6 protein-coding genes are annotated in these 13,813 nt (G+C 70.4%); all 6 read left to right on the top strand.

The window, feature by feature from the left end; genetic code table 11:
* Nucleotides 1-6: 6 nt before the first annotated feature.
* Entirely contained in the window at nucleotides 7-1,392 is a 1,386-nt protein-coding gene (dprE1, locus tag JDV09_RS02755; RefSeq protein ID WP_221367585.1) for a decaprenylphosphoryl-beta-D-ribose oxidase, read from the top strand.
* Nucleotides 1,393-2,166, top strand: coding sequence for a decaprenylphospho-beta-D-erythro-pentofuranosid-2-ulose 2-reductase (gene dprE2, locus JDV09_RS02750; protein WP_221367584.1), 774 nt, complete (start codon nucleotides 1,393-1,395; stop codon nucleotides 2,164-2,166).
* A complete protein-coding gene (locus JDV09_RS02745) occupies nucleotides 2,166-4,034 on the top strand; it encodes a galactan 5-O-arabinofuranosyltransferase (RefSeq protein ID WP_221367583.1) in 1,869 nt (622 codons plus the stop codon). The genes dprE2 and JDV09_RS02745 overlap by 1 nt, the downstream gene beginning before the upstream one ends.
* A 4-nt stretch (nucleotides 4,035-4,038) precedes the next feature.
* Nucleotides 4,039-7,251 carry an arabinosyltransferase domain-containing protein gene (locus tag JDV09_RS02740; protein WP_308123978.1) on the top strand — a complete coding sequence of 1,071 codons (3,213 nt, stop codon included), beginning with the start codon at nucleotides 4,039-4,041 and terminating at the stop codon, nucleotides 7,249-7,251.
* Nucleotides 7,252-7,326: 75 nt separating this feature from the next.
* Nucleotides 7,327-10,566 carry an arabinosyltransferase domain-containing protein gene (locus tag JDV09_RS02735; RefSeq protein WP_221367661.1) on the top strand — a complete coding sequence of 1,080 codons (3,240 nt, stop codon included), beginning with the start codon at nucleotides 7,327-7,329 and terminating at the stop codon, nucleotides 10,564-10,566.
* On the top strand, nucleotides 10,563-13,811 hold the full coding sequence (locus JDV09_RS02730) for an arabinosyltransferase domain-containing protein (protein WP_372452832.1): 3,249 nt from the start codon (nucleotides 10,563-10,565) through the stop codon (nucleotides 13,809-13,811). Before JDV09_RS02735 ends, JDV09_RS02730 begins: the two co-directional genes overlap by 4 nt.
* Nucleotides 13,812-13,813 lie beyond the last annotated feature (2 nt).

Here is a 13,813-nt window from a genome sequence, read left to right as displayed (position 1 = left end):
GTGTCGATGTCGAGCACCGAGTTTCCGACCACCGCGAAGCGGCTGACCGGGTGGGGGCGCACCGCCCCGTCCGTGGCCCGTGTGCTGTCCACCCCCGATGCCGAGGTCATCGTCGAGGCGGTGCGGCAGGCCGCCGACGGCAAGGCCGGCCGTGGTGTCGTCGCTCGTGGGCTCGGCCGATCCTACGGCGACAACGCCCAGAACGGCGGCGGCCTCGTCGTCGACATGAGCGCACTGCACCACATCCACTCGATGGACGCCGACAGCCACCTCGTCGACGTGGATGCCGGGGTGAACCTCGACCAACTGATGCGCGCCGCGCTCCCACTGGGGTTGTGGGTCCCGGTGCTGCCGGGCACCCGCCAGGTCACCGTCGGCGGGGCGATCGCCTGCGACATCCACGGCAAGAACCACCACAGCGCGGGCAGCTTCGGCAACCACGTGCGATCGCTCGACCTCCTCACCGCCGACGGTGAGGTGCGCCACCTCACCCCCACCGGTGCGGACCACGACCTGTTCTGGGCGACCGTCGGCGGCAACGGGCTGACCGGGATCATCCTGCGCGCCACCATCGAGATGACCCCGACGCAGACCGCCTACTTCATCGCCGACGGCGACGTCACCACCGGACTCGACGAGACCATCGCTTTCCACACCGACGGCACCGAGGACAACTACACGTACTCCAGCGCGTGGTTCGACGCGATGAGCCCACCGCCGAAGCTGGGCCGGGCGGTGATCTCCAGGGGCTCGCTGGCGACGATCGACCAGCTGCCGGTCAAGCTGCAGAAGTCGCCGCTGAAATTCGATGCGCCGCAATACTTCACCGCGCCCGACATCTTCCCCAACGGGCTGGGCAACAAGGTGATCTTCGGAGCGGCCACGGCGCTGTGGTACCGGATGGGCAAGACCTACCGCGGCAAGGCGCAGAACCTGACGCAGTTCTACCACCCGCTGGACATGGTCGGCGAGTGGAACCGCGCCTACGGATCGATCGGTTTCACCCAGTACCAGTTCGTGGTCCCGACCGAGGCGGTCGACGAGTTCAAGCGGATCATGATCGACATCCAGCGCTCGGGGCACTACTCGTTCCTCAACGTGTTCAAGCTGTTCGGCCCCGGAAACGATGCGCCGCTGAGCTTTCCGATCCCCGGCTGGAACGTCTGCGTGGACTTCCAGATCAAGCCCGGGCTCAGCGAGTTCCTCACCGGGCTGGACAGGCGGGTGCTCGAGTTCGGCGGCCGGCTCTACACCGCCAAGGACTCCCGCACCACCGCCGCGACCTTCCACGCCATGTATCCCCGGATCGACGAGTGGATCGCGTTGCGCCGCAAGGTCGACCCCGATGGCGTGTTCGCCTCCGACATGGCCCGACGACTGGAGCTGCTGTAGATGGTCTTCGATGCGACCGGAAACCCCCAGAAGATCCTGCTGCTCGGCGGCACTTCCGAGATCGGCCTGGCGATCTGCGAACGCTATCTGCGCGACGCACCCGCTGGGATCGTGCTCGCGTGCATCCCCGGCGATCCATTGCGCGACGCCGCCAGGACCCAGATGGAGCAGGCCGGCGCAAGCTCGGTCGAGGTGATCGACTTCGACGCGCTGGATACCGCGAGTCATCCGGCGGTCATCGACGCGGCCTGGGCCGGCGGTGACCACAAAGACATAGACGTCGCGATCGTCGCGTTCGGGCTGCTCGGCGACGCCGAGGAGCTGTGGCAGAACCAGCGCAAGGCCGTGCAGATCGCCGAGATCAACTACACCGCAGCGGTGTCGGTGGGCGTGCTGGTCGGCGACAAGATGCGCGCCCAGGGCTTCGGCCAGATCATCGCGATGAGCTCGGCGGCGGGCGAGCGGGTCCGGCGGTCGAACTTCGTGTACGGCTCTACCAAGGCCGGGCTGGACGGGTTCTACCTCGGACTCGGAGAGGCGCTGCGCGAGTTCGGGGTCCGGGTCCTGGTCATCCGGCCCGGCCAGGTGCGCACCCGGATGAGCGCGCACGTCAAGGAAGCTCCGCTGACCGTCGACAAGGAGTACGTCGCCGAGCTCGCGGTCACCGCGTCGGCGCAGGGCAAGGACCTGGTCTGGGCCCCCGGCGCCTTCCGCTACGTGATGATGGTGCTGCGCCACATCCCCCGCCCGATCTTCCGCAAGCTGCCCATCTGATGCGTCCCGCCCTGGCCGTGTTCGGCCAGATGGCCGTCGCGTCGGCCATCAGCGTGGTGGTCGCGGTGGTCAGCCTCGCGGCGATCGCCCGGGTCGAGTGGCCCGCCTACAACTCGTCGAACCAGCTGCACGCGCTGACCACCGTCGGTCAGGTGGCCTGCCTGGTCGGCCTCGTGGCATCCGGCTGGATCTGGCGGCGGGGGCGACAGACGTCGGCCCGGCTGGGCGCGGTGCTGTTCCTGGCCGCGTTCTCCGTCGTCACGCTCGCGATGCCGCTGGGCGCCACCCGGCTCTACCTGTTCGGGATCTCGGTGGACCAGCAGTTCCGCACCGAATACCTGACCAGGCTGACCGACTCGCCGCACCTGCACGACATGACCTACATCGGGTTGCCGCCGTTCTACCCGCCGGGCTGGTTCTGGATCGGCGGCAGGCTGGCCGCGCTCACCGGAACCCCGGCGTGGGAGATGTTCAAACCGTGGTCGATCATCTCGATCACGGTGGCGGTCACGCTGGCGTTGGTGCTGTGGGCCGCGATGATCCGGTTCGAGTACGCGCTGGTGGTCTCCACGGCCACCGCCGCCGCTGCGCTGGCCTACTCCTCCGCCGAGCCCTACGCGGCCGTCATCGCGGTCCTGCTGCCCCCGATCTTCGTGCTGGCCTGGTCGGGTCTGCGCGCCGGCGGGCCGAGCGGCCGGGGCGGATGGGCGGCCGTGGTCGGGGTGGGGATCTTCCTCGGCGTCGCCGCGCTGTCCTACACCCTGTTGTTCGGCTTCGCGGCGTTCACGCTGACGGTGATGGCGGCGGTGGCCGCCGCGGCGGGCAGGCGACGGGACCCGCTGCTGCGGCTACTCACCATCGCGGTGATCGCCGGGCTGATCGCGCTCGTCGGCTGGGCGCCGTACCTGATCGCCGCCGCCCGCGGCACGCCCGCCGACACCGGCACCGCACAGCACTATCTGCCCTCCGACGGTGCCGTCCTGTCGTTCCCGATGTTGCAGTTCACCCTGCTCGGTGCGCTGTGCATGCTCGGCACGCTGTGGCTGGTGGTCCGAGCGCGGCACTCGACGCGGGCGGGGGCGCTGGCCATCGCGGTGTTGACGGTCTACGCGTGGTCGCTGCTGTCGATGCTGACCACGCTGGCGGGCACCACGCTGCTGTCGTTCCGGTTGCAGCCGACGCTGACGATCCTGCTCACCGCGGCCGGCGCGTTCGGGTTCATCGAGGTGACCCGGGCGGTCACCGCGCGGGTGCAGCCGCACAACGCCCGCGCCGTCGTCGCCGTCGCCACCGCGATCGGGGCGCTCGGGGCGGTGACGTTCGCCCAGGACATCCCCGGCGTGCTGCGCCCCGACATCGTGGTCGCCTACACCGACACCGACGGCTACGGCCAGCGCGCCGACCGCCGGCCCCCGGGGGCCGAACAGTACTACCGCGAGGTCGACGACCGGATCCGGCAGGTGACCGGCCGGCCCCGCAACGAGACCGTCGTGATGACCGCCGACTACAGCTTGCTGTCCTACTACCCCTACTACGGGTTCCAGGGGCTCACCTCGCACTACGCCAACCCGCTCGCCCAGTTCGACGAGCGGGCCGCGGCCATCGAGGGCTGGGCCCGGCTGACCGACGCCGACCAGTTCATCGAGGCGCTCGACGCCATGCCCTGGCCGCCGCCCACGGTGTTCCTGATGCGCCGCGGCGCGAACGACACCTACACGCTGCGACTGGCCGCCGACGTGTACCCGAACCAGCCCAACGTGCGCCGCTACCATGTGGCCCTCGACGACGCGCTGTTCGACGATCCGCGGTTCGACGTGTCCACGATCGGGCCGTTCGTCCTGGCCATCCGCAAGCCAATTACCATCTAGCCCCGTGGTCCGAGAGCCGGCAAATGGGGGTGCCAACCACCGCACAGCGCGCCTCATCGCCGTCATCGCGGGTCTGCTGGGGACCGCGCTGGCCGTCGCCACCCCGCTGCTCCCGGTCAAACAGACCACCGCCGAACTGAACTGGCCGCAGAACGGCGTGCTGGCCAGCGTCGACGCCCCGCTGATCGGCTACGTGGCCACCGACCTCGAGATCACCGTGCCGTGCCGCGCCGCCGCCGGGCTGGATCGGCCGGGCCGCACCGTGCTGCTGTCCACGGTCCCCAAGCAGGCGCCCAAGGCCGTCGACCGCGGGCTGCTCATCGAGCGGGTCAACAACGACCTGCTGGTCATCGTCCGCAACACCCCGGTGGTGAGCGCGCCGATGGACCAGGTCCTCGGCCCGGACTGCCGGGAACTACGGTTCACCGCGCACGCCGACCGGGTGACCGGCGAGTTCGTCGGCCTCACCGCAGAGCCCGACGGGGACGACGCGACCGCGCCCCGCGAGCCGTTGCGCGGCGAGCGCAGCGGCTACGACTTCCGCCCCCAGATCGTCGGGGTGTTCACCGACCTGTCCGGGCCCGCACCGCCCGGCCTGCAGTTCTCGGCGACCGTGGACTCGCGCTACAGCACCTCGCCGACGCTGCTGAAACTGCTGGCGATGATCGTCGGGGTCGCGATGACGGCCGTCGCGCTGGGCGCACTGCACGTGCTGGACCAGGCCGACGGAATGCGGCACCGCCGGTTCCTGCCGCCGCGCTGGTGGTCGATGACCCCGCTGGACGGGCTGGTCACCGCGGTGCTGGTGTGGTGGCACTTCGTCGGGGCGAACACCGCCGACGACGGCTACATCCTGACGATGGCGCGGGTGTCCGAGCACGCCGGCTACATGGCCAACTACTACCGGTGGTTCGGCACCCCGGAGGCGCCGTTCGGCTGGTACTACGACCTGCTCGCGCTGTGGTCGCACGTCAGCACGGCCAGCGTGTGGATGCGGTTGCCGACCCTGCTGATGGGGCTGGCCTGCTGGTGGGTGATCAGCCGTGAGGTGATCCCCCGGCTCGGCTCGGCGGTCAAGCACAGCCGCGCCGCGGCCTGGACGGCGGCCGGGCTGTTCCTGGCGTTCTGGCTGCCGCTGAACAACGGCCTGCGCCCGGAGCCGATCATCGCGCTCGGCATCCTGCTGACCTGGTGCTCGGTCGAGCGCGGGGTGGCCACCAGCCGGCTGTTGCCGGTCGCGATCGCCATCATCATCGGTGCGCTGACGCTGTTCTCGGGCCCCACCGGCATCGCCGCGATCGGTGCGCTGCTGGTCGCCGTGGGGCCGCTGAAAACCATCGTGGCCGCCCACACGTCGAGATTCGGCTATCTGGCGTTGCTGGCGCCCATCGCGGCGGCGGCCACGGTCACGATCATCCTGATCTTCCGCGACCAGACCCTGGCCGCCGAGCTCCAGGCCAGCAGTTTCAAGTCGTCGGTCGGCCCGAGCCTGGCCTGGTTCGACGAGCACATCCGCTACTCCCGGCTGTTCACCACCAGCCCGGACGGGTCGGTGGCACGTCGCTTCGGCGTGCTGACACTGCTGCTGGCGCTCGCGGTGTCGGTGGCGATGACGTTGCGCAAGGGCCGGATCCCGGGCGCGGCGGCGGGCCCGAGCCTGCGGATCATCGGCATCACCGTCATCTCGTTCCTGGCGCTGATGTTCACCCCCACCAAGTGGACCCACCACTTCGGCGTGTTCGCCGGACTGGCCGGGTCACTGGGCGCGCTGGCCGCGGTGGCGGTCTCGGCGGCGGCGATGCGCTCGGCGCGCAACCGCGCCCTGTTCACCGCGGCCGTGCTGTTCGTCACCGCGCTGTCGTTCGCGACGGTCAACGGCTGGTGGTACGTCTCCAATTTCGGGGTCCCGTGGTCCAACGACTTCCCGGAGTTCCGATTCGGCTTCATGACGATGCTGCTCGGCCTGTCAGCGCTGGCCCTGCTGGTGGCGACGTGGCTGCACTTCACCGGAAACGGTCACCCACCGCCGGAGGGCGACAAGGCGGGCCGGCGGCGGATCGCGCTGCCCCCGCTGGCGATCGCCACCTGGGCGCTGGTGGTGTTCGAGGTGCTGTCGCTGACCCTGGGCATGATCAACCAGTACCCGGCGTGGAGCGTGGGCCGCTCCAACCTGCAGGCGCTCACCGGCAAGACGTGCGGCATGGCCGAGGACGTCCTGGTCGAACAGGATCCCAATGCCGGCCTGCTCCAGCCGGTCGGGGTGCCGGTTGGCGACGGCCTCGGCGCGGCCACCTCCGAAGGATTCAGCCCGAACGGCATTCCCGCCGACGTGTCGGCCGATCCGGTGATGGAGGAGCCCGGCTCGGACAACTTCGCCGACTCCGCCAGTGGCGTGGTCACCGGCAGCGAGGCGGGCACCGAGGGCGGCACCACGGCCGCCGCCGGCGTCAACGGGTCACGTGCCCGGCTGCCCTACGGGCTGGACCCGGCCCGCACCCCGGTGCTGGGCAGCTGGCGCGCGGGCACCCAGCAGCCCGCGTTCCTGCGCTCGGCCTGGTACCAGTTGCCGCCCCGGGAACAGGCCGGTCCGCTGCTCGTGGTCTCGGCGGCCGGCCGCTTCGACCCCGACGAGGTCACCGTGCAGTGGGCCGGACCCGACGGTCAGCCCGCCAGCGACATCGAGTTCGGCGACATCGGCGCCGCGCCGGCGTGGCGGAACCTGCGGGCGCCGCTGTCGGCGATCCCGGCGCAGGCCACCCGGATCCGGCTGGTCGCCACCGACGACGACCTCGACCCGTCGCACTGGATCGCGCTGACCCCGCCCCGCATCCCCGAGTTGCGCACGCTGCAGGACGTCGTCGGATCCACCGATCCGGTGCTGCTGGACTGGCTGGTCGGCCTGGCCTTCCCGTGCCAGCGCCCGTTCGGTCACCAGAACGGCGTGATCGAGGTGCCCGAGTGGCGCATCCTGCCCGACCGGTTCGGCGCGGAGGCCAACTCGCCGGTGATGGACAACCTCGGCGGCGGCCCGCTGGGCATCACCGAGCTGCTGCTGCGCGCGACGACGGTGCCCACCTATCTGAAGGACGACTGGTTCCGCGATTGGGGTGCCCTGCAACGGCTCACGCCGTTCTACCCCGACGCCGAACCCGCCCGCATCGATCTGGGCTCGGCGACGCGTAGCGGCCTGTGGAGCCCGGCGCCGCTGCGTCATTAGGTTCGTCGCATACCATCGAGCCTCGTGTCCGCCCCGCCTGTCCGCCTGATCGCGATCGTCGCGGGATTCGTCGGGATGGTGCTGTGCGGGTTGACCCCGCTGCTGCCGGTGGTCCAGGCGACGGCGACGATCCACTGGCCGCAGACGGTCGACGCGGACGGCAAGATCATGGACGTCACCGCACCCCTGGTGTCGGGGGCGCCCAAGTCGCTGGATGCCGTCATCCCGTGCCAGGCGATCGCCACGCTGCCCGCCGAGGGCGGGCTGGTGTTCGCCACCAACCCGCCCGGCGGAATCGACGCCGGCCGCAACGGCCTGTTCGTGCGCGCCTACCCCGACACCGTGGTCGTCGCGTTCCGCGACTCGGTGGCGGCGGTCGCGCCGCGCGACGCGGTGGACGGCGGCGCGTGCAGCACCCTGCATGTGTGGGCAAACGTGGCCGAGGTGGGCGCGGACTTCGCCGGCATCCCGGGCGCCACCGGCACGCTGGCCGCCGAGAAGCGCCCTCAGGTGTCCGGGGTGTTCACCGAACTGCGGGCGCCGGCCGGAGCCGCCCCGGCGGGAGCATCAGGCGCCGACAGCGGCGTGACGGCCACCATCGACGTCGACACCCGGTTCATCACCACACCGACGACGCTGAAGCTGGCGGTGATGGTGCTCGGCGTGCTCTGTGTGCTGGCCTCGGTCGTGGCGCTGTCGGTGCTGGACCGTTCCGCGGGCCGGCGCCCGACCGGCGGTTGGCGACGGTACCGTGCGGGGCCGGCGACGTGGCTGGCCGACGTCGGCGTGATCGGCGCACTGCTGGTGTGGCACGTCGTCGGCGCGACGTCGTCGGACGACGGGTACAACGTCACGATCGCCCGGGTCTCCGGAGAGGCCGGCTACGCCACGAACTACTTCCGCTACTTCGGCGCCTCCGAGGCCCCGTTCGACTGGTATCAGAGCGTGCTGGCCCACCTGGCCTCGGTGAGCACCGCGGGCGTGTGGATGCGGCTGCCCGCGACCGCCGCCGCGATCGCCACCTGGTTGATCCTCAGCCACGGTGTGCTGCCCCGGCTGGGCAGGCGGCTGGCCGCCAACCGCGTCACGGTGTGGACGGCGGGAGCGGTGTTCCTCGCGGCGTGGCTGCCGTTCAACAACGGGTTGCGCCCCGAACCGCTCATCGCGTTCGGCGTGATCGCGGTGTGGATGCTCACCGAGCGGGCGCTGGCGACCCGGCAGCTGTGGCCCGCGGCGGTGGCGGTGGTCGTCGCGATGTTCTCCGTCACGCTGGCGCCGCAGGGCCTGGTCGCGCTGGCGCCGCTGCTGGTCGCGGCCCGCGCGCTGTGGCGGGTGATCGCCGGCCGGCGCCGCACCGACGGGCTGGCCGCCCAACTGGCCCCGCTGGCCGCGGCGGCATCGCTGGTGTTCGTCATCGTGTTCCGCGACCAGACGCTGGCCACCGTCGCCGAGTCGGCCCGCATCAAGTACACGGTCGGCCCGACGATCCCGTGGTACCAGGATTTCCTGCGCTACTACTTCCTCACCGTCGAGGACAGTGTGGACGGCTCGCTGACCCGGCGGTTCTCGGTGCTGGTCCTGCTGCTGTGCCTGTTCGGCCTGCTGGTGGTGCTGCTGCGCCGCGGCAGCGTGCCCGGCGCGGTCAACGGGCCGGTGTGGCGGATCGTCGGCAGCACGGCGGTGGGCCTGCTACTGCTGACCTTCACCCCGACCAAATGGGCGGTGCAGTTCGGTGTGTTCGCCGGCCTGGCGGGCGCGCTGGGCGCTGTCACGGCGTTCGCCTTCGCCCGGGTCGGCCTGCACAGCAGGCGCAACCTCGCGCTCTACGTCACCGCGCTGCTGTTCGTGCTGGCGTGGGCCACCTCGGGCATCAACGGCTGGTTCTACACCGGCAACTACGGTGTGCCGTGGTTCGACAAACAGCCGGTAATCGTCGGCCAGCCGGTCACGACGATCTTCCTGGTGCTTGCGATCGCCTGCGGCCTGCTGGCCGGCTGGCTGCACTTCCGCATCGACTATGCCGGCCACACCGAGGTCGCCGACACCGGCCGTAACCGCGCGATCGCGTCCACCCCGCTGCTGGTGGTGGCCACGATCATGGTGGTGCTGGAACTGGGATCGATGCTGAAGGGCGCCGCGGGCCGCTACCCGGTCTACACCATCGGCTCGGCGAACCTGGCAGCGCTGCGTTCGGGGTTGTCCGACGCCAGCTGCGGCATGGCCGACGACGTCCTGGTCGAGGCCGACACCAACGCGGGCCTGCTGACGCCCGTTCCGGGACAGCGGTTCGGAAGGTACGGCCCATTGGGCGGCGACAAGCCCGTCGGCTTCACCCCCAACGGGGTCAGCGACACCCTCGAGCCGCCCGAGCCCTTCGTCGGCAACCCGGGCATGGTGAACTCCGACGCCCCGGTGGACAAGCCGAACATCGGCATCGGCTACGCCGCCGGGACCGGCGGCGGCTACGGCCCGGAAGGGGTCAACGGATCGCGGGTGTTCCTGCCGTTCGGGCTCGATCCGGCCCGCACCCCGGTGATGGGCAGCTACGACGAGAACACCATGGCCGCCAAGGCCACCTCGGCCTGGTATCAGCTGCCGTTCACCGCGGGTGAGCATCCCGCGGACCGGCCGCTGGTGACCGTCGCCGCGGTGGGCGCGATCTGGTACTACAACGAGGACGGTTCGTTCAACTACGGCCAGTCACTCAAGCTGCAGTGGGGTGTGCACCGGCCGGACGGGTCCTACCAGGCGCTCGACGAGGTCCAGCCGATCGACGTGTTCAACCAGCGGGCCTGGCGCAACCTGCGTTTCCCGTTGTCGTCGGCTCCGCCGGAGGCCAACGTGGCCCGCATCGTCGCCGACGATCCGAACCTGTCGGAGGATCAGTGGTTCGGCTTCACCCCGCCGCGGGTGCCGATCCTGCAGACCGCCAGCGAGTTCCTCGGCGCCCAGACGCCGGTGCTGATGGACATCGCGACCGCGGCGAACTTCCCGTGCCAGCGCCCGTTCGCCGAGCACCTGGGGGTGGCCGAGCTGCCGGAGTACCGAATCCTGCCCAACTTCAAGCAGATGGTGATCTCGTCGAACCAGTGGCTGGCCGCAGAGAACGGCGGGCCGTTCCTGTTCATCCAGGCGCTGCTGACCACCTCGGCCATCCCGACGTATCTGCGTGGTGACTGGTACCGCGACTGGGGTGCGATCGAGCGCTACGACCGGGTGGTGCCGGCCGAGCAGGCGCCCGACGCCGTCATCGAGGAGGGGTCGGTACGGGTGTTCGGATGGAGCCGGGGCGGACCGATCAGGGCACTGCCGTGAACGGCGAATCGGGCACCGCCGTGAACGGCGAATCAGACACCGCCGTGAACGGCGATCAGGGCGCTGCCGTGAACGGCGGGGACGTTAGGGTGACCCGGTGGGTCGCCGCCATCGCCGGCCTGCTCGGGTTCGTCCTGGCAGTGGCCACCCCGCTGCTGCCGGTCACCCAGACCACCGCGACACTGAACTGGCCGCAGCAGGGGCAACTCGGCGACGTGACGGCCCCGTTGATCTCCCAGGCCCCGGTGAGCCTGACCGCGAGCGTGCCGTGCCAGGTGATCCGCGACATGCCCGCCGACGGCGGCCTGGTGCTCGGCACGGCGCCGGCGGACGGCAGGGATGCCGCGCTGAACGCGATGCTGGTCAACGTCACAGAGTCCCGGGTCGACGTGATCGTGCGAAACGTCGTGGTGGCCACCGTCGACCGCGACCGGGTCACCGGCACACCCGGCTGCTCGCGCCTGGACATCACGTCGTCGCTGGACGGCACCTACGCCGAGTTCGTCGGGCTGAGAGACACCGACGGCGAGCCGCTGCGCACCGGCTTCGACGATCCCAACCTGCGGCCCGCCGTCGTCGGGGTGTTCACCGACCTGGCCGGCCCCGCGCCGCCCGGGCTGTCGTTCTCGGCGATCATCGACACCCGGTTCAGCACCCATCCCACGGCGCTGAAGCTGGCGGCGATTCTGCTCGCGATCGCCTCGACCGTGGTCGCATTGCTGGCGTTGTGGCGGCTGGACCGGCTAGACGGGCGGCGCATGCACCGCCTGATCCCGACCCGCTGGCGTACCGCAAGTCCCGTCGACGCCGTGGTGGTCGGCGGGTTTGCGCTGTGGTACGTGATCGGCGCGAACTCCTCCGACGACGGCTACATCCTGGCGATGGCCCGGGTGGCCGACCACGCCGGCTACATGTCGAACTACTTCCGCTGGTTCGGAAGCCCCGAGGACCCGTTCGGCTGGTACTACAACCTGTTGGCGCTGATGACCCATGTCAGCGACGCCAGCATCTGGATGAGGCTGCCCGACCTGATCTGCGCGCTGGTGTGCTGGCTACTGCTCTCGCGCGAGGTACTGCCCCGGCTCGGCCCGGCGGTGTCGGGCAGTCGCGCGGCCATGTGGGCGGCCGGACTGGTGCTGCTGGCGGCGTGGATGCCGTTCAACAACGGGCTGCGCCCGGAGGGACAGATCGCCACCGGTGCGCTGATCACCTATGTGCTCATCGAGCGCGCCATCACGACGGGCCGGCTGACCCCCGCGGCGGCGGCGATCACCACCGCCGCCTTCACGCTCGGCATTCAGCCCACCGGCCTGATCGCGGTCGCCGCGCTGGTGGCCGGTGGGCGGCCGATCCTGCGCATCCTGATGCGCAGGCGTCAGGTGGTCGGCACCTGGCCGCTGGTGGCTCCGCTGCTGGCCGCGGGCACGGTGGTGCTGGCCATCGTGTTCGCCGACCAGACATTGGCAACGGTGCTGGAGGCCACCAGGATCCGCACCGACATCGGGCCCAGCCAGGAGTGGTACACCGAGAACCTGCGCTACTACTACCTGATCCTGCCCACCACCGACGGCGCCATCTCCCGCCGGGTGGCCTTCCTGTTCACCGCGATGTGCCTGTTCCCGTCGCTGTTCATCATGTTGCGGCGCAAGCGGATTCCCGGCGTCGCGCGCGGACCCGCGTGGCGGTTGATGGGCGTCATCTTCGCCACGATCTTCTTCCTGATGTTCACCCCGACCAAGTGGATCCATCACTTCGGGCTGTTCGCTGCGGTGGGCGCGGCGATGGCGGCCCTGGCGACCGTGCTGGTGTCCCCGGTGGTGCTGCGTTCGGCACGCAACCGGATGGCGTTCCTGTCGCTGGTGATGTTCGTACTGGCGTTGTGCTTCGCATCCACGAACGGCTGGTGGTACGTCTCCAACTTCGGTGTGCCGTACAACAATTCGGTGCCGCAGTTGGGCGGGATCACGGTCAGTGCGGTCTTCCTTGCGCTGTTCGCCGTCACCGCGGTGTGGGCGTTCTGGCTGCACGTCTCGTCGCGGCCGGGCTCACGGGTGGTCGACCGGTTGACCGCGGCGCCCATTCCGATCGCCGCCGGTTTCATGGTGCTGGTGTTCATCGGGTCGATGACGGTCGGCATGATCCGGCAGTACCCCACGTACTCGAACGGTTGGGCCAACGTGCGGGCGTTCGTCGGCGGCTGCGGCATGGCCGACGACGTACTCGTCGAGCCCGACTCCAACGACGGGTTTCTGACCGCACTGCCCGGCGACTGGGGGCCGCTGGGACCGCTCGGCGGCGAGAACCCGGTCGGCTTCTCGCCCAACGGTGTTCCGGACCGGATCATCGCGGAGGCGATCAGGCTGAACAACCCGCAGCCGGGCACCGACTACGACTGGAATGCGCCGAAGAAGCTGTCCCGGCCGGGTGTGAACGGGTCGACGGTTCCGCTGCCCTACGGGCTGGACCCCGCCCGGGTCCCGGTGGCGGGCACCTACTCCGAAACCGCGCAGCAGGAGAGCCGGCTGGCCTCGGCGTGGTATGAGCTGCCGCCCGCCGATGACGGGCATCCGCTGGTGGTCATCACCGCGGCCGGCACGATCGCGGGCACCAGCGTGGCCGAGGGCTACGCCTCGGGGCAGACGGTGGAACTCGAGTACGCCACCAGGGGACCGGACGGTGCGCTGGTGCCAGCCGGACGCGTCAGCCCGTACGACATCGGACCGCAACCGTCCTGGCGCAACCTTCGCTACCCGCGCTCGCAGATCCCCACCGACGCGGTCGCGGTGCGGGTGATCGCCGAGGATCTCTCGCTCGGACAGGGCGACTGGATCGCGGTGACGCCCCCACGGGTGCCCGAGGTCCGCTCGGTGCAGGAGTACGTCGGCTCCGAGCAGCCGGTGTTGATGGACTGGGCCGTCGGCCTGGCGTTCCCGTGCCAGCAGCCGATGCGGCACGCCAACGGGGTCACCGACATCCCGAAGTTCCGCATCTCGCCGGACTACTACGCCAAGCTGCAGAGCACCGACACCTGGCAGGACGGCGAGAACGGCGGCCTGCTGGGCATCACCGACCTGCTGCTGCGGGCCCAGGTGATGTCCACGTACCTGTCGCACGACTGGGGACAGGACTGGGGATCGCTGCGCCGCTTCGACACCGTCGTCGACGCCCAACCGGCCGAGATCGACCTGGGCTCGGCCACCCACTCCGGGCTCTGGTCACCCGGCCCGATGCGGATCAGGCCTTGACG

This window comes from Mycolicibacterium xanthum (genome assembly GCF_019710635.1).
GTDB lineage: Bacteria > Actinomycetota > Actinomycetes > Mycobacteriales > Mycobacteriaceae > Mycobacterium > Mycobacterium xanthum.
Note: the sequence above shows the minus strand (reverse complement) of the source record. Positions and strands in the feature narration are given on the sequence as shown.

Bases quoted from the DNA above. Each gene is read 5' to 3' on its own strand.
- dprE1 (WP_221367585.1), top strand. From the start codon at position 7: ATGTCGAGCACCGAGTTTCCGACCACCGCGAAGCGGCTGACCGGGTGG.
- dprE2 (WP_221367584.1), top strand. From the start codon at position 1,393: ATGGTCTTCGATGCGACCGGAAACCCCCAGAAGATCCTGCTGCTCGGC.
- JDV09_RS02745 (WP_221367583.1), top strand. From the start codon at position 2,166: ATGCGTCCCGCCCTGGCCGTGTTCGGCCAGATGGCCGTCGCGTCGGCC.
- JDV09_RS02735 (WP_221367661.1), top strand. From the start codon at position 7,327: ATGGTGCTGTGCGGGTTGACCCCGCTGCTGCCGGTGGTCCAGGCGACG.